We start from the raw sequence: 20,748 nt of genomic DNA, 5'->3' as shown, positions 1-20,748 counted from the left end.
ATAAACTTACTCAACGTAAGTTTATTTTTAAAATCTAATCATCCATCTTGTCATATTAATTTCTATCGTGTAATAACAACCGTAATCCGTTAAGTATCACTAAAATAGTTGAGCCTTCATGGAATAATACAGCAGTAGGGAGTGATAATAATCCAAAGATATTCAACATAATTAAAATGATAATGACAATAATTGAGAACATGACATTGAATTTAATTGTTCGATTTAACTTTCGACTTAAAATGAAACTGTTAAACAACTTCAATAAATCATTTTTAACAATAACGACATCAGACGACTCCATCGCAACAGTAGATCCTTCACCCATCGCAATACCAATATTAGCATTGGCTAATGCTGGTGCATCGTTTATACCGTCACCAATCATCCCAACAATATCTCCTTGTTGAATGGAGTCGTTGACATATTTTATTTTGTCTTCAGGTAGACACGATGCGACATATCGATCAATATTTACAGTAGAAGCTACTGCTTTTGCAACCACTTCATGATCACCTGTGAGCAATCTAACATCGACCCCTTCAGATTGAAATAACGCTACTGCTTCTTTCGCTTCTTTACGTACAGTATCCGCTAAATTAAAATATCCAACGACCTCTTGATGAGCGCCAACAATAATCGTTGTATACTCTTTAGTCGATTCATTTAAATAACCATTTGGATCATTGAATCCTTCAAAAAAAGAAGGTTTAGCAACCGTAATATGTCCTTTCCTTACACCGGAACCGACAATTTCCTCTATATCTTCAGTTTGATCAACCGATGACAAATCTTCAGTTCCAAAATGTCTTACGAGTGCTTTAGCAATTGGATGTGTCGATTGTTGTTCCATATAGATCACTTCAGCTAAGATTGAATCATCGATCTGATAGTCCACAACATCAAACTGACCATACGTTAATGTCCCTGTCTTATCACTAAACAATACATTCATTGAAGTCAGTGACTCCATCGCTTTTCCGCCTTTAACTAAGATACCATCACGTGCACCTCGACTAATTGCACTGAGCGTTGCAGGTGTTGCACTCGCAACAAGAGCACATGGACTTGCAACGGTTAAAAAGACCATTCCACGATAGAAAGCTTCCTCAAAAGAAAACCCGATAAAATAGTACATCACTGCGATAAATAAAGGAACCGCAATCAATACTGAGATCACATATTTCTTTTCAATACGATCGATAAAACTCGATAATTTTGACGGTCTATTTTGAGCAGTCTCGACCATTCGTATAATATTAGAGAATACAGTTTCATCACTCGTTTTACTTACAGTCATTTGAACGACTTCACCAACGTTTAAAGTCCCTGCGAATACATCGTCACCTTGTTGTTTTTCGACAGGAAGTGATTCACCGGTTAGAGAAGATTCGTCAATCGAAGCGCGTCGATCAATCACCCCATCAATTGGAATTAACGCACCTTTTTGAACGATAATTTGATCATCTTTACGCAATGTAGTCACATCTACCCTTTGCACGTCACCATTCGGTAATAACAATGAAGCTTCTTCTGGCACTTGAGCCATTAAACTAGAAATTGCCTTCGTTGACTTATTCATCGCATAAGATTCTAATACACTACTCAAAGCAAAAATAAATAATAATAATGCACCTTCAGATGCATAATCGATTATGCATGCACCAATTGCCGCAAGAATCATTAATAAATCAACATTCGGTGCTTTGGATTTAACCGTTTCAACCACTGCATCAATGAATGCAAAAAATCCTAAAAATATAATCGATAAATAAAATACATATCGATAAGACTCAATGTCGTTGTACTGCAAAAACATTCCAAACAGCAACAGTAAAGTACCAACTAATAAAAATTGACCAGGTCTTGATTTTAATATATATGAAACCATAGTATCACTTCCTTATTTATAATAATTATAATCTAACGAGTGATAAATAGTCAATATGTAAAAATATAAACCTATAAATGATAATAATTATCATTTATAGGTTTATAAAGTCCTTCTTATTCACTATGATATAATTTTAACTTCATCTTCATCAAATGCATCGACGCTTTGGCCAATCTCAACCTCAGTTAAAATAAATAACTTTGTTGTATCATCAGTAGATGGAAATTCTATCCCATCAATGTTTAGGTCAAAAGGAAATTTATGTGTTGTATTTGCCTTAATATCCTCTTCTTCTAATACGACTTCTTCAAGCAAAACTTTATCATGTGTATCAAAATCACTATCTTCACGATATTCGTGAAGTCGTGAAATAAACTTCACGGTAATTCGCGCAATAAATTGATTACTTGTTCCCCCTCTGACTTCAACAACACCGTTGATAATATCAGTTTGTTTGTACTCTGCTTGTGATAGTTTTGTATCAACTGTTGCAGCACCAATTCCAATCGATGTAAAGATCTTATCAAACATAAACCTTCTCCTTTAATTGTTTTATAATTCTTATTATCTTTAATATAAATGAAACTCATCAATATTATCTCATAAATTATTTAATTCATCATATCTTAACAAATGAATATGTAAATAATACTTTAATAAGTATATAATTTTATCAAATGGCATCAAACATGCTAAAATACTAACAGTATTAATTAATTTAATTAAAAATTACATATAGATTAAGGAGCGCAACATATATGGGAGGTTTCTTCAAATTATTAAAAGGTGGTAGCCAATCATCACTCACAGCAGCCATCGTCAACTTTATCATTTCTGGACTAAAAGGAGGCGCATTTGTACTAACAGGTAACGTTGCAATGTTTGCTGAGATGATGCACTCTCTTGGTGATGCAGCGAACCAATTTTTCGTATTTATCGGTTCAGCATTAAGTAAAAAATCACCAACAGATCGATTCCCTTTCGGATTTGGTCGACTAGTCAATTTAGTTTGTTTAGGTGCAGTGATTATCGTTGCCATCCTAAGTTATGAAACGGTTAAAGAAGGAATACATCACATCATGCAACCAGGCCATGGTGCAATGTCAACACGTAACCTATTGATCAATCTTGGAGTTTTAGGGCTCGGTGTCATCTTAGAAGTTGGAGTGTTATACAAAGCTGGGAAAGAAGTATTACAAGAAACAAATAATAACTATAAAGGTTTAGCACCTTTAACTAGTGCGTTCGTTCATTCTAAAAATGCAAAACCGGCTACAAAGCTTGTATTTATGGAAGATACAGTGGCAACTGTAGGTGGAATTCTAGCAATAATCGCCATCTTAATTGCACAGTTTACACCATTTAATATTGCTGAAGGAATTGCATCAGTGATCATCGGTTTAATGATGTTTTACGTTGTTTATAAAATATTTATGGAAAATGCCGCAGGTGTACTTGGTGAACATGCACCAGAGATGGAAATTAGAGTATCTCAAATATTATTCAGTAATGAACATATCAAGGATATACAAAGATTGTTCGTCTTAAAAGAAGGAGAAGATTTACACGTTGAAGCAACGGTTGAATTAAATCATCATTTAACATTAAAAGAAGTTGATGACATTCGAGAGCAACTTACCGACATTATACTACAACAACATCATGTTACCGATGTAAACATTGAATTCAAAGATAATGATGGCGTTCAAGCATGGCCAGAACGTGCTGATGATATGGATCATAGAATGCCAGGTCAAAATGGTATATTCAAACATCATAATTAATAGTAAAATAACCTTAGAAGAATCGAATCAACGATTATTCTAAGGTTATTATTTTTAATGTAATTAGAAAAGGTGATTAAATGAATCCATTATATTTTGTAATGATCGTTCTAGTAATTATTGTATTATCCATCGGTTATAGTATATATGAACAAGCAAAAGTCAAAAAATCTATTAAAAACCTTTGGCCTGAAAACAAATCTCTATTTAGAGGAGATAACCCATATGTAACTGAGATTCTACGTCAGTACTTTATAAACCACCCTCAAAGCATTGATAAATATACGTTCCTTCAAAATTCAGCTTTCACCCATTGGGTGAAAGAAAAATGCTCAAAATGTGTTGAATTATCAGCTTTTATGAGTCGATATATGGTACAATAATAGTAACAAAAGCAGCAGAAAAAGGGGTTTAAATTATGATTAATAAAATTGATTTCACAGCTAAGAATCTAACATCAAATGCAGGTCTTTTTCTTCTCCTTGAGAACGCAAAAAGTAATGAGATTTTTGATCTAGTTGAAGATGACCTCGTATTTGATAATGACTCCACAAATAAAATCAAGATGAATCATATAAAGACGATGATCTGTGGTCACTTTATTGGTATAGACAAGCTAGAACGTCTAAAGCTCCTTCAAAATGATCCACTCGTTAATGAATTTGATATTTCCGTAAAAGAACCTGAAACAGTGTCACGATTTTTAGGAAACTTCACCTTTAAGACAACACAAATGTTTAGAGACATTAATTTTAAAGTCTTTAAAAAACTGCTCACTAAAAGTAAATTGACATCCATTACGATTGATATTGATAGTAGTGTAATCAACGTAGAAGGTCATCAAGAAGGTGCATCAAAAGGATATAATCCCAAGAAACTAGGAAACCGATGCTACAATATCCAGTTTGCATTTTGCGACGAATTAAAAGCCTACGTCACCGGATTTGTAAGAAGTGGCAATACTTACACAGCTAACGGTGCATCTGAAATGATCAAAGAAATAGTAGCCAACATCAAAACAGATGATTTAGAGATTTTATTTCGAATGGATAGTGGCTACTTTGATGAAAAAATTATTGAAACGATAGAATCTCTTGGTTGCAAATATTTAATTAAAGCCAAAAGTTATTCTACGCTTGCATCCCAAGCAACGAATTCATCGGTTGTATTCGTTAAAGGTGAAGAAGGCAGAGAAACTACAGAACTGTTTACAAAATTAGATAACTGGGAGAAAGACAGAAGGTTTGTTGTGTCTCGCGTACTGAAACCAGAAAAAGAAAGAGCACAAATATCACTTTTAGAAGGCTCTGAGTACGAATACTTTTTCTTTGTGACAAACACTACATTGCTTTCTGAAAAAGTAGTTATATCCTATGAAAAACGTGGCAATGCTGAGAACTATATTAAAGAAGCCAAATACGACATGGCGGTGGGTCATCTTTTACTTAAATCATTTTGGGCAAATGAAGCGGTGTTTCAAATGATGATGCTTTCATATAACCTGTTTTTGTTGTTCAAGATTGATTCCTTAGAGCCTTCAGAATACAGACAGCAAATAAAGACCTTTCGTTTGAAGTATGTATTTCTTGCAGCCAAAATCATTAAAACCGCAAGAACTGTAATTATGAATTTGTCAGAAAACTATCCGTACAAGGAAGTGTATGAAAAATGTCTGGTATAATAAAGATATCATCTTGAAAATCGAGTGTTGCTCTGTGGATAACTTGCAGGGTTTAATAAGTATCTTTACTCCAAAGTTGCAATCAATAATTTATTGAAAAAGATTGAAAGGTGGTGGTAAATAATGTTACAATGTGGGAGTATCAGTTTAAATTCTTCGTGAAATAGTGTTCTTTTAAGCTAATAAAAAATGCACGTGGAATTTAGGATATAGAAAATCTTGAGGATACAGAAGCATACTGGGTATATAGCTCAGAAAGTCTTCAGGTACGAAAGAAAAATGAGGTATGGATCATAGACTGGCCGGAAAGCGAGAGCTATGAGATGGGACCGATGAGTATAGCCTGGATAATGTGGCATATCATATATTGGTGGTCAACTGCATTAGATTACAACTTTGGAAGCGGCTCAATGAAAAAAGATGATGTTCTCTGGCCGGGTAGTATAGAAAATGCTAAAGAAGTCATAGAATCCCTGCACGAGAAATGGGTATCTAAATTAAGTGAGTTATCTGACGCGGACTTTCAAATGAATCAGCATGCAAAATGGCCATTAGAAGATAGGAACTTAGCAGATACTGCACTTTGGCTAAATGCAGAATTTATGAAAAATGCAGCAGAGATAGGTTATGCAAGATTTTTATATGGAAATAGCATGAAACAAAAATGAATTAACTATAATTGCTAAATTCTTATTTACAGTCAATCAGATTTTTGATTAAAGGGAGTAGAGAAGACATGACAACTTATACTTTCGACCAGGTAGAAGAGGCAATAGAGCAGTTATATCCTGATTTTACTATCAATACAATAGAGATTTCAGGAGAAGGCAATGACTGTATTGCATATGAAATAAACGGGAATTTTATTTTTAAATTTCCAAAGCATTCAAGAGCTTCGATTAATCTCTTGAATGAAGTAACCGTACTCAAAACAATCCACAATGAATTATCACTACCCATTCCCGAGGTGGTTTTTACAGGAATGCCATCAGAAATGTGCCAAATGTCTTTCGCAGGTTTTACAAAAATTAAAGGAGTACCTTTGACACCTCTTCTACTCAAAAATCTGCCGAAGCAATCTCAAGATCAGGCAGCTAAGGACCTGGCCCGATTTTTAAGTGAACTTCACAGCATAAATATCTCTGGATTCAAAAGTAATCTGGTATTAGATTTTCGAGAGAAGATAAATGAAGATAATAAAAAAATCAAAAAGTTACTATCCAGGGAATTAAAGGGTCACCAGATGAAGAAAGTGGATGATTTTTACAGGGATATTCTAGACAACGAAATCTACTTCAAATACTATCCTTGTCTTATTCATAACGATTTCAGCAGCGATCATATTTTATTTGATACCGAAAAAAATACCATTTGTGGAATAATCGATTTTGGAGATGCAGCTATTTCTGATCCCGACAATGATTTTATAAGTTTGATGGAAGATGATGAAGAGTACGGCATGGAATTCGTATCAAAAATATTGAACCATTACAAACATAAGGATATACCGACAGTTTTGGAAAAATATATGATGAAAGAAAAATACTGGTCGTTCGAAAAGATTATCTATGGAAAGGAATATGGTTATATGGATTGGTATGAAGAGGGATTAAATGAAATCAGAAGCATTAAAATTAAATAGATATTTAATATAAAGGACTGCTAATGTACTCATCAATAGCAATCCTTTTTTAGAATCCGGAATCTTTTTTATTTTATTTCTAATGCCGAGGCAAATAAATCTACACAGGAATCGATTATGAGAAAACAGAGAATTATACCGAGCTTCATCTAAGAAGTTATAAAAATGATATTTATTTGTCTTCGCTGTAAAATACAATCAATACTTTCTTTATAAAAAAGAGCATGTCGAATTCTATGTCGATCAAATTACATGGAAAGATTTGAGCTTAGACACAATATTTAGAAGAATAAACTATACATTTAGTTCTGTCGGGGATCAATATTTATACGCAGCACTACGAAACGTACAACATGAACATACGATACAAGAACAATTAATTGGAAAGATTGAACAAGATCAATCTTTTCGAAATCGTTTATCGTCAATCCTTGCTACACTTGGTCGAAGCGATAATAATGACTCAAGTAAATATATATTTCAAAAAGATAAAATGGTTCAATATGCACCATACAACAAATTATACATATTACTATCGTTAATTCCTTTGATTAGCATTGGAGCCTTCTTTATTAATCCATACATTGGGATATTCGGAATTCTCGCATCATTAACGTTAAATATATCAAAGTCTACACTCTTTCTATCATCACATAAACAACACTTTAATGATTTATTTTATGCAATCAAAGTGATCGATTCATCCACTGAAATCGATCGATTAACAAAGAATCATCACAAGCAACTAAACAATATTAAAGGAATAAAATTGCTAAGTTATTTTATGGTCGATGATAATTACAATGAAGGAAACATCGGTATTGTGATGATGAATGCAATTAAACAAGCATTCATCATAGACTATCATTTATACCATTACTTAACATCACAGCTTTCACAATCAAAAGATGAATATGAATACCATTGGTTGAATGTCGCGACACATGATTTAAATTACTCCGTAGCTTTATGGAGAAAACAATTGAATACCTACTCTATCCCAACACATGACAGTGAGCATTTAATCATCAAAAATGGAATACATCCTTTACTTCAAAATCCAGTGCCAAACAACTTTACTTTTGATAATAGTGTATTACTAACAGGTTCTAACGCTTCTGGTAAGTCAACGTTTATGAAAATGATCGCAACGAATATTATACTATCAGAAGGATTACACACTTCATTAAGTGAATCTATGAGCTATCCAAAGGGTGCGGTATTCACATCAATGAACTTAGCCGATAGTATCGAGGACGGTGATAGTTATTTCATTAGTGAAGTGAAATCTATTAGAGAAATAATTGATGATATTTCATCTGTAAAGAAAGCATATATATTTATCGATGAAATATTAAGAGGTACTAATACAATAGAAAGAATCTCTTCAGCACAAGCGATACTTTCATATTTCCATGAGCAACCACACGTCACATTGTGTGCTGCAACGCATGACATTGAACTGACTGAACTATTGAATGACAAGTTTCAGTTCTATTATTTTAAAGAACACTTAATAGAAAAAAACGAAGTAAAATTTGATTATAAAATTAGACAGGGTGTTACAAATACATCTAATGCAATAGAATTAATGAGAATACATGATTTCCCACAATCTATTTATGAACAAGCAACAAATAATTTATTAAATATTAAATCATTAAATACCTCGAAAACGAAACAATCATTGTAAAATTTATGATTTGATATCAATTATAAAGAAGAGTAAAAAAACTGGCAACTTAGAATGTGTCTAAGTTGCCAGTTTGTTGAACAAAAGAGGAATCTGACAACTACAGATCATATTCAATTAACAATCACCGGTACTAAGTATCTCTCTACATTTAGCCCCTCTTCATCATAATAATATGTAGATAAATACTTCCCACCATTATTTAAGATAGCTTTCTTACTTCCGATATTATCTTCATCACAAGTAATCAATACATGATCAATGGATAACGCTTTATACATTGGAAAACATAAAGGAATTAAACGTGTCGCATAGCCTTTTTGTCGTTCATCAGGGTGAATTGAATAACCAATATGACCTCCGACATATTCTAAATGCTCATTTAACCTCACTCGGCAGTTCGCCATTCCTACTAGTTTATTATCATCTTCTCTTATTAAAAGAAACTGGTACGCTGGTACATACCCATCTTGGACACTATCCTCATGTCCATTTTGCTGTATATCATGTAACCATCCATTTAAATCATCATATTTATTTAATGAAGCAGATCCGTGTATATGATCCTTAGATAGATTAAATGCATCAATATAAGAATTAATTTGATCGAAATATTCATTATCTTTAAGTTGAATCAATGTTAATTTATCCATAATAATCACCTTTTTTTATTATTTCTTGTTATTTCACCGTTATCCTCACGATTTAAAAATTCATCTACAGCTCGTTTGTTCATCTCTACATCAATATCTAACACTGCACCGAGTTCTGGATGATCGATCATTTGATATGAATTCTCAACCGGAATTTGCATAGTATCAATATCTTTATCTGATCTTACGATGAAACTTAGTAATGCTTTTGACATTTCATAATTCGACATATCTGTGTCTATATAACCCCGTGCAATACCTAATGTTTTAGGGAGCTTAAAAATTGTATTGAAAGATAACGCTTCATCTTTCAATGCAGATAGTACTTGTTGTTGACGTCTAACACGACCAAAGTCTCCTTCACTATCTTGTCTAAACCTTGCATACCTTAATAATTCAGTCCCATTCAAACGCTGATCTCCTTGTTCAAGGGTCATATCAATACCTTTAGACATTGTCTTTTCGACATTGATATGAACTCCATTTGGCGCTACTGTATCCACAACATGTTCAAATGCATTATAATTCACAATAGCATAATGATCGATATGAATATTTAAATTATGTTCAATCGTTTCCGATAACAGTTCTGGTCCACCGAGGCTATATGCTGAATTAATTTTATAATCTCTATATCCTGGGATATCAAACACACTATCACGCATAATTGGCATGATTTTTGCTTTTTTATTAATAAAATCATATTGACCAATCATAATCGTATCTGCACGTGCTACATTGTCAACCACACGGTCATGACCAATCAATAGTACTGTCATTTTACCATCACTATTTTGATCCATCTGAATATTATGTTTTACAGCACTTTGCTTATCATCAGTTTCATCTAATCCTGCACGATAAGAAGAGACATTATAAATAATAAATGCAATCAATAAGAACAACAGACCTATTATGATAAAGGGTGTTTTTTTTACCCGAGTTTTTTTGATTGTCTTCGTTTTATATTGTTTATTTGATCGTCTATATTCTGTCACAAAGATCATCCTTTAAAATGTATTGCATTTATATTATCACAAACATTATGATTAATCATTTAAACATAATAAAACACCTAATAAGTCAATATTATATGACTTATTAGGTGTAAATTTTTTATTTAAAAACTAGTCTTCAATATGAATTTCAGCAATATCATCAGAAGTTTTCACTGATTCATTTAAATAATTTAATGATAACTTATTGTGTCCTAAATTTGTAAATATGACAGGTGTGATAATATCTTTTGCTTGAGTATTAATTTGATCAATATCAAATGTCATTAATACATCGCCCGCTTTGAATGAGTCACCAGTCTTAACATTCACTTCAAAACCTTCACCATTCATCTTCACCGTATCAATCCCAACATGAATCAACATTTCGATGTTATGCTCATCACTTTGAATACCTAATGCATGACGCGTTGGAAAATCTGTAGCAACAGTACCATCAAATGGTGCAATAACCTTTTCAGATTCAGGGATAATCGCAAAACCATCACCCATCATTTTCTCACTAAAGACTTGATCAGGCACTTCTGCTAAAGGTTTCATTAACCCTTCTACAGGTGACTTAATAATCAATGATTTTGTATCATGAGAAGTTTTGTGAGAATTTAAAGTATCATGATTTTCATCTTTGTATTCATCCACATCAACTTCTTCTGGAGTTGTTAATTCACCAGAAATAATTCGCTCAATATCATTTTTTAGTTGGTCACTTTTTGTTCCGAAAATTGCTTGCATGTTTTGACCGACTTCTAATACGCCACTAGCACCAAGTTGCTTTAATTGAGTAGTATCTACTGATGATTTATCTTTTACTTCAATACGTAACCTTGTAATACATGCATCTAAATGTTTAATGTTCTCTTTACCACCGAATGCACTTAACACTTCAAATGGTAGTTTTTCTGCAGTGGTAGATGAAGCATGTTGATCTTCTCTTTCTCGACCTGGTGTTGGTAAGTTCATTTTCGTAATCAAGAATCTAAAGATAGCGTAATAAATAATTGCATATATTATACCGACAACGATCACCCACCACCAAGCAGTTCTATTTTGAATAATACCGAATAGGAAGAAATCAATGAATCCACCTGAGAATGTGTATCCTAAATGTAAATCTAATAAATATAAAATTAAAAATGCTAATCCATCAAGAACTGCATGAATGAAGAATAAAATTGGTGCTGCAAATAAGAAAGCAAATTCCATTGGTTCAGTAATACCTGTTAAAAATGAAGTCAATGCTGCTGATCCCATCAGTCCAGCAACTCTTGCTTTATTTTCAGGTTTAGCTGTTTGATAGATTGCTAATGCTGCCGCTGGTAAACCGAACATCATAACAGGGAATTCACCTTGCATAAAGTATCCTGCAGTTAGATCTGCGTTATCTTTTAATTGTGCAAAGAAAATATTTAAATCACCACGAACAATTGAACCTGCTGCATTTGTATACGTTCCAAACTCAAACCAAAATGGCGCATGGAAAATATGATGTAGGCCAAATGGTATGAGTAATCGCTTAATCATACCGAACATAAATACAGCAATCATCGTATTCTCTTCCATTAACCAAATTGATACAGCATTCATCGCACTTTGAATTGGTGGCCAAATAAACGCTAGCAAAATACCTAATATAAATGCGACTGCACTCATCACAATCGGTACAAATCGTTTACCTGCAAAGAAACCTAAAAACTGAGGTAAATTAATATTATAAAATTTGCTATAACTCCATGCTGCTAATATACCAATAATAATACCACCGAACACACCCGTTTGAAGTGTCGGTACACCAAGTACTGTTGCATATTGTGGATGATCTGCATTGACAAGGTCAGGTGTAATACCTAATACCTTTCCCATCGTCACATTCATAATCATATAGCCCACAAATGCTGCGATTCCTGCTACACCATCACCTTTACTTAATCCAATCGCAACCCCTAACGCAAAAAGCAATGCTAAGTTATCAAAAATAATTCCTCCGGCACTTGCCAACATATCCGCAATTAAGACAATCCATGGATGTGTTAAAAATGGTAGGATATCAGTAAGTGCCTCTGTTTGTATTGCAGTTCCTACACCAAGTAGTATTCCTGCTGCAGGTAAAATTGCAACAGGTAACATTAAAGATTTACCAATACGTTGCAAAAGACCAAACGTACTTTGCCAAGCTGACATTATAATTCCTCCTAAATTAAATAATTTTGAATAATGAAAATAAAAAGGCATAAGAATAAAAGGTGATTAAAAATCACTCACTATTCTTATGCCTAATCGAATTAGTTACACGGAAGTTGAGTCCATATGAAATTGTTGGATATGCATTGTTAAATAGACTAACTCTGATGCATAAACTTCTTTATTTAATAACGTTTGTATCGCTTTCATTATCTTAACAGCTATATTATAGCATAAAGGATATTGCTGTTTCAATACATTTTCTAAATGATTACTTCTTTCATAACCTTCGTTATTTTGCACTCTTTGAACGACAAAACTAATATGTCTTACAAACCGTGCATAACTTAAAGAATCTTTATCAATTTCAATCTGCAAATCATGTTCAATAATTTGAATTGATTTCTGTATGACTTCGTTAATTTGATGCATCTGTCCAATCGTCGAATGATTAATAGCAGAGTGAATATGAAGTGTTATAAATCCAACTTCTTCATCAGGAAAGTTCACTTTCAATTGTTGATTCAACTTTTCAATGACAGTCTTTGCAATTTTGAATTCCATTGGATAAAGCAATTCAATTTCTTTACTAAATGGATTCCTAATCGTTAAACCATCTTCTAACCGCTTTAAAGCAAATATAATATGATCCGTTAAACTTAATATAATGCGATCATCAACTTGTTGATTATGGTGAGTTTGAATATAATTTATCGCATCAATAATCACGCGGTTCAACGATTCATTTGATAATTGCATTAAATTTTCATACCGTTGACGATCTCTAACAGTACTTAACCGATACATTTTATCAATTTCAGGCGGTGAAATGATATCATTCACTTTAACGTTGAAGCCGATCCCTTTTTGAATTAGAATGACTTCATCTCCTTGATCATCAACGATCACCGCGTTATTATTTAGCACTTTTATCACGCTAAATTGTTCATTAGTGTCCATTATCTTCATTCATTTCTGCTTTATGACTTTTTATTTCTTGATAACGATGTTCACCCCAAGATGATACATTTGTTAAATCCGCTTTCACTTTATCTGTTTTGAAAATCGGATCAATCCCTTGTTTACGCTGAATAATGTAGTCTTTTGCCACTTGATTAACCACATGTGCTAATCCAATGATTGCAACGATATTCAATATCGCCATGAGTCCCATAAATAAGTCAGCTGTTGACCACACAGTTGCTACTTCTAACACTGATCCAATAATAATCATACATACGACAAGTACTCTAAACAATAACATAACAATTTTATTCTCAGTAATAAACTCAATATTTGATTGACCGTAATAATAATTTCCTAAAATTGAAGAGAATGCAAATAAAGTAATTGCAACAGCAATAAAGTATGGTCCAAATCCACCGAGTTGTGCATCCATCGCTTGTTGAGTTACTTGAATACCTTGTATTGCCCCTTCACCATACTCTAAATCCGTATAAAGTAAAATCATAATTGCGGTAGAAGTACAGACCAGCATCGTATCAAAATAAACACCAAGTGATTGTATTAGACCTTGTTTAACTGGATGACTTACAGCCGCTGTTGCAGCGGCATTCGGTGCTGATCCCATCCCAGCTTCATTAGAGAATAGTCCACGTTTAATTCCATTCAATAGTGCCATACCGACAGCACCACCAAAGACTTCTTTAATTCCGAAAGCATTGTTAAAAATTTTCATAATCATTGGAATCACTTGATCGTAATTAATCACTAAAATAATGAATACAACAATAATATATATGATTGCCATAATCGGTACGATCATTTGCGTCACCTTGGCAATTGAACGTACACCACCAAAGATTACAATTCCTGAGATGATTGCGATAATGACACCTGATAATAAGCGATTCACACCAAATGATTCTTCAAATGCTACCGCAATCGTATTCGATTGAACTGTATTAAAGACAAACGCAAAAGTAACACTAATTAAAATTGCAAATAAAACACCCATCCAGCGTTGATTTAAACCGAGTTGCATATAGTATGCAGGTCCACCCCTAAATCCACCATCAGCATCTTTCACTTTATAGACTTGAGCTAATGTCGCTTCATAGAATGCTGTTGCAGCACCGAAGAAAGCAATAACCCACATCCAGAATACAGCACCAGGTCCACCTAATACGATAGCCGTTGCAACACCAGCAATATTCCCAGTACCAACTCTTGCTGCAGCACTGATCGCAAAGGCTTGGAAACTAGAAATTCCTTTCTTGCCATTCGGCAACAGTTCAGCCTTGTCACCTAACACATCAAACATTTGTTTTAGCCATTTAATTTGAACAAAATTAGATGAAAATGTGAAATACAGACCAGCCAAAATCAATAGCCCTATTAAAAATTCAGACCATATTAAATCATTCCCTACAGCAACAAATTGTTTAAACCAGTCTGGAATCATCCCTTCTACGGTTTGAGATAATTGCTCAAATTTCATTGTTATACACGCTCCTCTTGGATTAAAATGTTAACGATTGAACCAAAATCACTTTCATCAACAATAAATGTTCCATTAGTATATTTATCATAATATCGTATTTCATTCAATGAAATTTCAAAAAATTCTCCATCTTCATTAATTAATTGAGCAATAAATTCATCATTTAATGCATCATTTTCTTTTTTATGATTCAAATCGTCATTGATTCGTTTTACCTTGACGATATAATGCGGTGTAAGTTTTAAAGGTTTAAGTATTCGTTGTCCCTTTAACGCACGTTTTTGAACTTCTAAAAGCTCTACCTTCATCTTCTTAACGGCGCCTCTATGAGTCGCAACAAGTATTTCATCATTTAATTGTACAACTTCAACAGATCGTATTTCATCTTCATGGAGATTCATATTTTTAACGCCGGCCGCTTTAAGTCCAATGACAGATAATTCATCAATACGATAAAGTAAAGAAAAGCCATGTTTACTCACAGATAAGATGTATTGCTGATCGTTGTCACTGTGCGTTGAGATTTTTTGTACAAATTGAAGTGTATCATCTGTTTTTAAGTTCATACATTGAATCGTTCTTGATTTACGAGTTGTATTAAACGATTCAAGTGTTGAACGTTTAATCATTCCATGCTGAGTCGCTAATACAATTTCTAAATGGGAATCTTTGAAATTATCTACAATTAATAATTCAATTATGAATTCGTTTTGTTTTAGCTGAACGATTTGTGATATATGCGTTCCGATATCTTTCCATTTAATGTCTGGTAATTCATGAACTGGAATATATATATAGTGACCTTTATTCGTAAACAATAATATATTTTGTTGTGTGTTTGCCTCAATCGTATGTGTAATATAGTCACCAGGTTTTAAATCCACTGCATCATCATCGGTCGAGCTATAGCTTCGTTTTGTCGTCCTTTTAATGAATCCATCACGAGTCATTGAGACGATTGTGTCTTCTTTAGGTATCGTAATTTCTTTAGATATTTTAATCTCTTCAATTTCTTCTTCAATGATTGATTGGCGATCGATTTTAATTGATTTATTTACTGCTTTAAGCTCATCTTTTAATACTGATTTTAATATTTCCTCATGATTGATAATCGAATTTAGTCGATCAATTTCCATGTTTAATGATTTATGTTCATCTTGTAATAATGTAATGTCAGTATTCGTTAATCGATATAATTGTAACGTTACAATTGCTTCTGCTTGAGCTTCTGAAAATTCATATTTTTTTTGTAGCTTTTGTTTCGCCTCTTTTTTATCTTTAGATGAACGAATGAGTTCGATGACTTCATCTAATATCGATAAAGCTTTCATTAAACCTTCAACGATATGCATTCTTTTTTCTTTTTGTGATAATTCATAAACAGAGCGTTTGAATATAATTTCTTTTTGATGCCTGATATACGCATTAAGGATATCTTTCATACTCATTAACTCTGGTCGCCTATTATGAATTGCGACCATATTATAGTGATAATTCACTTGTAAATCTGTATGCTTATACAAGTAATTAAGAATACCATTAATATCGCTATCTTTTTTAATTTCGATGACGACTCTTAATCCTTGTCGATCACTTTCATCTCGAACCTCTACGATACCATCCACTTTTTTATCGACTCTAATTTCATCAATTTTCTTCACTAAATTAGACTTATTTACTTCATAAGGTATTTCATGAATAACAATTTGGCTCTTGTTGCCTCTCAGTGATTCAACCTCTGTTTTACTCCGAAGAACGACTTTACCTTTCCCTGTTTCATACGCAGATCGAATTCCATCAAGACCTTGTACGATACCTCCCGTTGGAAAGTCAGGTCCCTTAATATATTGAATCAATTTATCTGTTGTAATATTCGGTTTATCAATCATATGAATGACGGCTTGAATAACTTCATTTAAGTTGTGCGGTGGAATATTCGTCGCATAACCCGCAGAGATTCCCGTTGCACCATTGACTACAATATTAGGGAATCTTGATGGAAGTACTGTTGGCTCCATAATGGTATCATCGAAGTTATTTACAAATTCAACCGTCTCTTTCTCTATATCGCGTAATAACTCACTCGATACTTTGGACAATCTAGCTTCTGTATAACGCATAGCAGCCGGAGGATCACCATCAACACTTCCTTTATTCCCATGCATTTCAACAAGTGGTATACGTACTTTCCAATCTTGACCAAGACGTACCATTGCATCGTATACACTAATATCTCCGTGTGGGTGATAATTACCAATGACATTACCAACTGCTTTAGCACTTTTCCTAAACGGCTTATCTGCTGTATTTCCTTCTTGATGCATTGCATAAAGGATTCGACGTTGTACTGGTTTTAAACCATCTCTTACGTCAGGGAGTGCTCTATCTTGAATAATGTATTTACTATAACGTCCAAATCGATCACCTAACACATCTTCTAACGATATATGTTCTACATTGTTACTCATCAAGATCACCTTCTAACTTTTCGTTTTGTTCTTGGTAAACATCTACATTGTCATTCGATAGGATTGTATCTTCTTCTTGTAATCCGAATTGAACATTTTGTTCAATCCACTCTCTTCTAGGATTCACTTGATCACCCATCAATGTGGTTACACGTTTACTTGAAATTACTTCGTCATCCATACTTACTTTGATTAACGTTCTAGATTCAGGATTCATAGTCGTCTCCCATAGTTCATCCGCATTCATTTCACCTAAACCTTTATAACGTTGTATAAATGAAGCTTTCCCAAGCTTTTTTGTTAATACATCTAATTCATCATCAGTCCATACGTATTCAATATGCGCTTTCTTTCCTGTACCTTTCGTATATTTATACAATGGTGGAAGTGCAACATAGATCTTTCCAGCTTTGAATAAAGGACGCATATAATTAAAAAAGAATGTTAATAATAAAACTTGAATATGAGCACCATCTGTATCAGCATCAGTCATAATAATGATTTTGTCATAATTAACATCTTCTAAATTAAAATCTTGCCCTACACCGGCACCAATTGTATGGATAATTGTATTAATTTCTTCGTTTTTGAAAATATCTTCAAGTTTCGCTTTCTCAGTATTAATGACTTTCCCACGCAATGGCAATATCGCTTGGAATTTACGATCTCTACCTTGTTTTGCAGAGCCACCGGCTGAATCACCCTCAACTAAATACAGTTCGTTTTTTTTAGCATTTTTACTCTGAGCAGGCGTTAATTTACCAGATAATAATGTATCTCGTTTCTTCTTTTTTCCGTTGCGACTTTCTTCACGGGCTTTACGTGCTGCAATTCTAGCTTGAGATGCTTTAATCGCTTTCTTTACTAACGCTTTTGAAACTTCTCCATTTTCTTCTAAATAATATGTTAAATGTTCATTAACAAGTTGTTCTACTGCACTTCTCGCAATCGGTGTCCCTAATTTAGATTTCGTTTGCCCTTCGAACTGAAGCAGATGTTCAGGAACTTTAATTGATACAATAGCAGTCAACCCTTCACGAATATCAGCACCTTCTAAATTTTTATCTTTATCTTTCAAGTCACCAATCTTTCTTGCGAACTCATTAAATGCTTTTGTCATCCCTGTTTTCAAACCAACTTCGTGTGTTCCACCATCTTTAGTACGCACATTATTAACGAAACTTAAAATTGTTTCACTATATTGATCATTATATTGAAACGACACTTCTATATCGATATCTTGTTTATTTCCTTCAATCAATTCAATGTCACTTAATACATCTTTACCTTCATGAATAAATTGAATAAATTCTTTAATGCCATCTTCATAGTAAAATTCATCCACTCTTTTTTCATCTAGTCGTTCATCAATCAATCGAATTTTAAGACCCTTTAATAAAAAAGCACTTTCTCTCAATCGTTCCGCAATCGTATCGTAGTTAAATTTTTGAGTTTGGCTAAAAATTTCACAATCTGGTTTAAAGTGTACAATTGTTCCAGTCTTTTTAGTTGTTCCAATTACTTCAAGATCGGATAACACTTTACCACCTTGCTCAAATGTTTGTCTATATATTTTACCATCTTTATATATCGTCAGTTCCAAAAACTCACTCAGAGCATTAACAACAGATGAACCAACACCATGTAAACCACCGGTTGTTTTGTATCCACCTTGCCCAAACTTACCACCTGCGTGAAGGACAGTAAATATAACTTCAGGCGTTGGACGACCAGTCGAATGCATCCCAGTCGGTAATCCACGACCTTCATCTTTTACAGTAATACTTTGGTCCTTATGTATAATCACTTCAATAAAATTTCCGTAACCATTAAGTGCTTCATCAATTGAATTATCTACAATTTCATATACTAAGTGATGTAATCCTCTATGATCCGTCGAACCAATGTACATCCCCGGCCTTTTACGAACTGCTTCAAGTCCTTCTAAAACTTGAATTGAAGATTCATTGTATTCACTATGTTTTACCATTGAACATACCTCCAAACATACGTTCTAATATTTCTATTTTATCTAGTATACTGATCATAATCAATGCTAATTACACATTCACTTCATTATACTTTAAAATATAAATAATACAAAACCATTAGGTTTACATAATAATATTATGGAATTTATAAATAACATTACGTTCTTATAAAATAATATGTTATATTAGTAGTAGGTACTAATTTATATATTTAATTCAACTGAATTGAGGCGAAATAGAATGTATATCGCGATATTATTGATCATCTCCTATTTATTAGGTGCAGTTCCCAATAGTTTAATTATAGGCAAATTATTTTATAAAAAAGATTTAAGAAATTACGGTAGTGGAAATATTGGTACAACAAATACATTTAGAGTTTTAGGGAAGAAGCCAGGTGTTATTGTATTATTATTGGATATGTTGAAAGGTTTTATTCCTGTCTTATTTCCACTCATATTTAACATCGAATTAAGTGGTCTTATATTTGGAATCGTAGCAGCGATCGGTCATGTCTACCCTATATACTTGAAATTTAAAGGTGGAAAAGCGGTTGCAACCAGTGCGGGTGCAATATTAGCATTTCACCCAGCTATTTTCATTGGACTTGCTTTATTTTTTTTATTCACATTAAAAATTTCAAAATATGTTTCGCTGTCTAGTATACTTTCAGCAATTGTATTATTCATCTGTTCAATTTTCACTCAAGATTTAATCTTTATCACCTTATCCTTTATCATCATGGTGATTATTATTATTCGACACCGAAGTAATATCAAACGTTTGATCAACGGTACTGAATCGAAAGCTAAAATTTAAAGTTAAAGATACCACAGACAATCTGTGGTATCTTTTTTAGTTTGATTCATAAAGTTCCATATATTTTTCATGCCATTCTTTAAAATGTCGATCCAATCGAATGGGTCTCATCGATTCACGATTTAATATGACATGTGTTGTTTCACCTGTTGCAGCCAATTGTCCATTTTCTTTTATGACTTCATATTCATAGACCGTTCTAATTGGTGAATATTGTTTAATCCATGTTTTAACAATTATTTTTTCAGGATAAGTAATACTTCTTTTATATGATAATTTTACGTCGACTACAGGACTGATCACACCCGCTTTTTCCATATCAGCATATGAAAACCCAACTTGTTCTATAAATTCAGTTCGTGCAACTTCAAACCAAATTAAATAGTTCGAATGATACACTACATCCATCTTATCCGTTTCAGCATACCTTACATTTATTTCTGTCTCAGTATAATGCATTTAAAT

Annotated in this window: 16 protein-coding genes; 6 read left to right on the top strand and 10 right to left on the bottom strand. The window is 33.2% G+C overall.

Annotated features, from left to right (window positions below):
* Nucleotides 1-55: 55 nt before the first annotated feature.
* Nucleotides 56-1,891: a heavy metal translocating P-type ATPase gene (locus EDD62_RS02920; RefSeq protein ID WP_123807466.1), complete on the bottom strand. Its 1,836-nt coding sequence runs from the start codon at nt 1,889-1,891 to the stop codon at nt 56-58.
* Between the two features lie 123 nt (nt 1,892-2,014).
* Entirely contained in the window at nt 2,015-2,425 is a 411-nt protein-coding gene (locus tag EDD62_RS02915; protein ID WP_123807465.1) for a sporulation protein, read from the bottom strand.
* Between the two features lie 227 nt (nt 2,426-2,652).
* Between EDD62_RS02915 and EDD62_RS02910 the strand changes: the two genes are divergently transcribed.
* From EDD62_RS02910 to EDD62_RS02885, 5 genes are all read left to right on the top strand, one after another.
* Nucleotides 2,653-3,678 (top strand): cation diffusion facilitator family transporter, encoded by a 1,026-nt coding sequence (locus EDD62_RS02910; protein WP_123807464.1) that lies wholly within the window; start codon nt 2,653-2,655, stop codon nt 3,676-3,678.
* Between the two features lie 418 nt (nt 3,679-4,096).
* A complete protein-coding gene (locus EDD62_RS02900) occupies nt 4,097-5,359 on the top strand; it encodes an IS1380-like element ISEnca1 family transposase (RefSeq protein WP_031587700.1) in 1,263 nt (420 codons plus the stop codon).
* A gap of 209 nt (nt 5,360-5,568) precedes the next feature.
* Nucleotides 5,569-6,027 carry a DinB family protein gene (locus tag EDD62_RS02895; protein ID WP_123315914.1) on the top strand — a complete coding sequence of 153 codons (459 nt, stop codon included), beginning with the start codon at nt 5,569-5,571 and terminating at the stop codon, nt 6,025-6,027.
* Between the two features lie 68 nt (nt 6,028-6,095).
* Complete coding sequence (locus EDD62_RS02890; protein WP_032491359.1) at nt 6,096-7,001, top strand: aminoglycoside O-phosphotransferase APH(2'')-Ie; 906 nt, start codon at nt 6,096-6,098, stop codon at nt 6,999-7,001.
* A 262-nt stretch (nt 7,002-7,263) separates the two neighbouring features.
* Nucleotides 7,264-8,694, top strand: a complete 1,431-nt coding sequence (locus EDD62_RS02885) for a MutS-related protein (RefSeq protein ID WP_123807462.1) — start codon at nt 7,264-7,266, stop codon at nt 8,692-8,694.
* 113 nt (nt 8,695-8,807) lie between these two features.
* Here EDD62_RS02885 and EDD62_RS02880 read toward each other — a convergent pair whose 3' ends face one another.
* The 7 genes from EDD62_RS02880 to parE all read right to left on the bottom strand — a co-directional run bounded on the left by EDD62_RS02880 (nt 8,808) and on the right by parE (nt 19,463).
* Nucleotides 8,808-9,347: a GNAT family N-acetyltransferase gene (locus tag EDD62_RS02880; protein WP_123807461.1), complete on the bottom strand. Its 540-nt coding sequence runs from the start codon at nt 9,345-9,347 to the stop codon at nt 8,808-8,810.
* Between the two features lie 5 nt (nt 9,348-9,352).
* The gene (locus EDD62_RS02875) at nt 9,353-10,345 is read right to left on the bottom strand and encodes an LCP family protein (RefSeq protein WP_249037322.1); all 993 of its coding nucleotides are present in this window, start codon (nt 10,343-10,345) and stop codon (nt 9,353-9,355) included.
* Nucleotides 10,346-10,474: 129 nt separating this feature from the next.
* Nucleotides 10,475-12,541 carry a glucose-specific PTS transporter subunit IIBC gene (gene ptsG / locus EDD62_RS02870; protein ID WP_170152756.1) on the bottom strand — a complete coding sequence of 689 codons (2,067 nt, stop codon included), beginning with the start codon at nt 12,539-12,541 and terminating at the stop codon, nt 10,475-10,477.
* Between the two features lie 105 nt (nt 12,542-12,646).
* On the bottom strand, nt 12,647-13,501 hold the full coding sequence (glcT, locus tag EDD62_RS02865) for a glucose PTS transporter transcription antiterminator GlcT (RefSeq protein ID WP_123807458.1): 855 nt from the start codon (nt 13,499-13,501) through the stop codon (nt 12,647-12,649).
* A complete protein-coding gene (locus EDD62_RS02860) occupies nt 13,491-15,002 on the bottom strand; it encodes an alanine/glycine:cation symporter family protein (protein WP_123807457.1) in 1,512 nt (503 codons plus the stop codon). The genes glcT and EDD62_RS02860 overlap by 11 nt, the downstream gene beginning before the upstream one ends.
* Nucleotides 15,003-15,004: 2 nt before the next feature.
* Nucleotides 15,005-17,473 carry a DNA topoisomerase IV subunit A gene (gene parC / locus EDD62_RS02855; protein WP_123807456.1) on the bottom strand — a complete coding sequence of 823 codons (2,469 nt, stop codon included), beginning with the start codon at nt 17,471-17,473 and terminating at the stop codon, nt 15,005-15,007.
* A complete protein-coding gene (gene parE, locus EDD62_RS02850; protein ID WP_123807455.1) occupies nt 17,466-19,463 on the bottom strand; it encodes a DNA topoisomerase IV subunit B in 1,998 nt (665 codons plus the stop codon). The genes parC and parE overlap by 8 nt, the downstream gene beginning before the upstream one ends.
* A 241-nt stretch (nt 19,464-19,704) precedes the next feature.
* Here parE and plsY point away from each other — a divergent pair, with 241 nt between their 5' ends.
* Nucleotides 19,705-20,283 (top strand): glycerol-3-phosphate 1-O-acyltransferase PlsY, encoded by a 579-nt coding sequence (gene plsY / locus EDD62_RS02845; protein ID WP_123807454.1) that lies wholly within the window; start codon nt 19,705-19,707, stop codon nt 20,281-20,283.
* 36 nt (nt 20,284-20,319) lie between these two features.
* Here the strand turns inward: plsY and EDD62_RS02840 are convergent, their stop codons facing one another.
* The gene (locus EDD62_RS02840) at nt 20,320-20,742 is read right to left on the bottom strand and encodes an acyl-CoA thioesterase (protein WP_077140312.1); all 423 of its coding nucleotides are present in this window, start codon (nt 20,740-20,742) and stop codon (nt 20,320-20,322) included.
* Between the last annotated feature and the right edge of the window lie 6 nt (nt 20,743-20,748).

Origin of the sequence: Abyssicoccus albus, assembly GCF_003815035.1 — a bacterium.
GTDB classification, from domain to species: domain Bacteria; phylum Bacillota; class Bacilli; order Staphylococcales; family Abyssicoccaceae; genus Abyssicoccus; species Abyssicoccus albus.
Note: the sequence above shows the minus strand (reverse complement) of the source record. Positions and strands in the feature narration are given on the sequence as shown.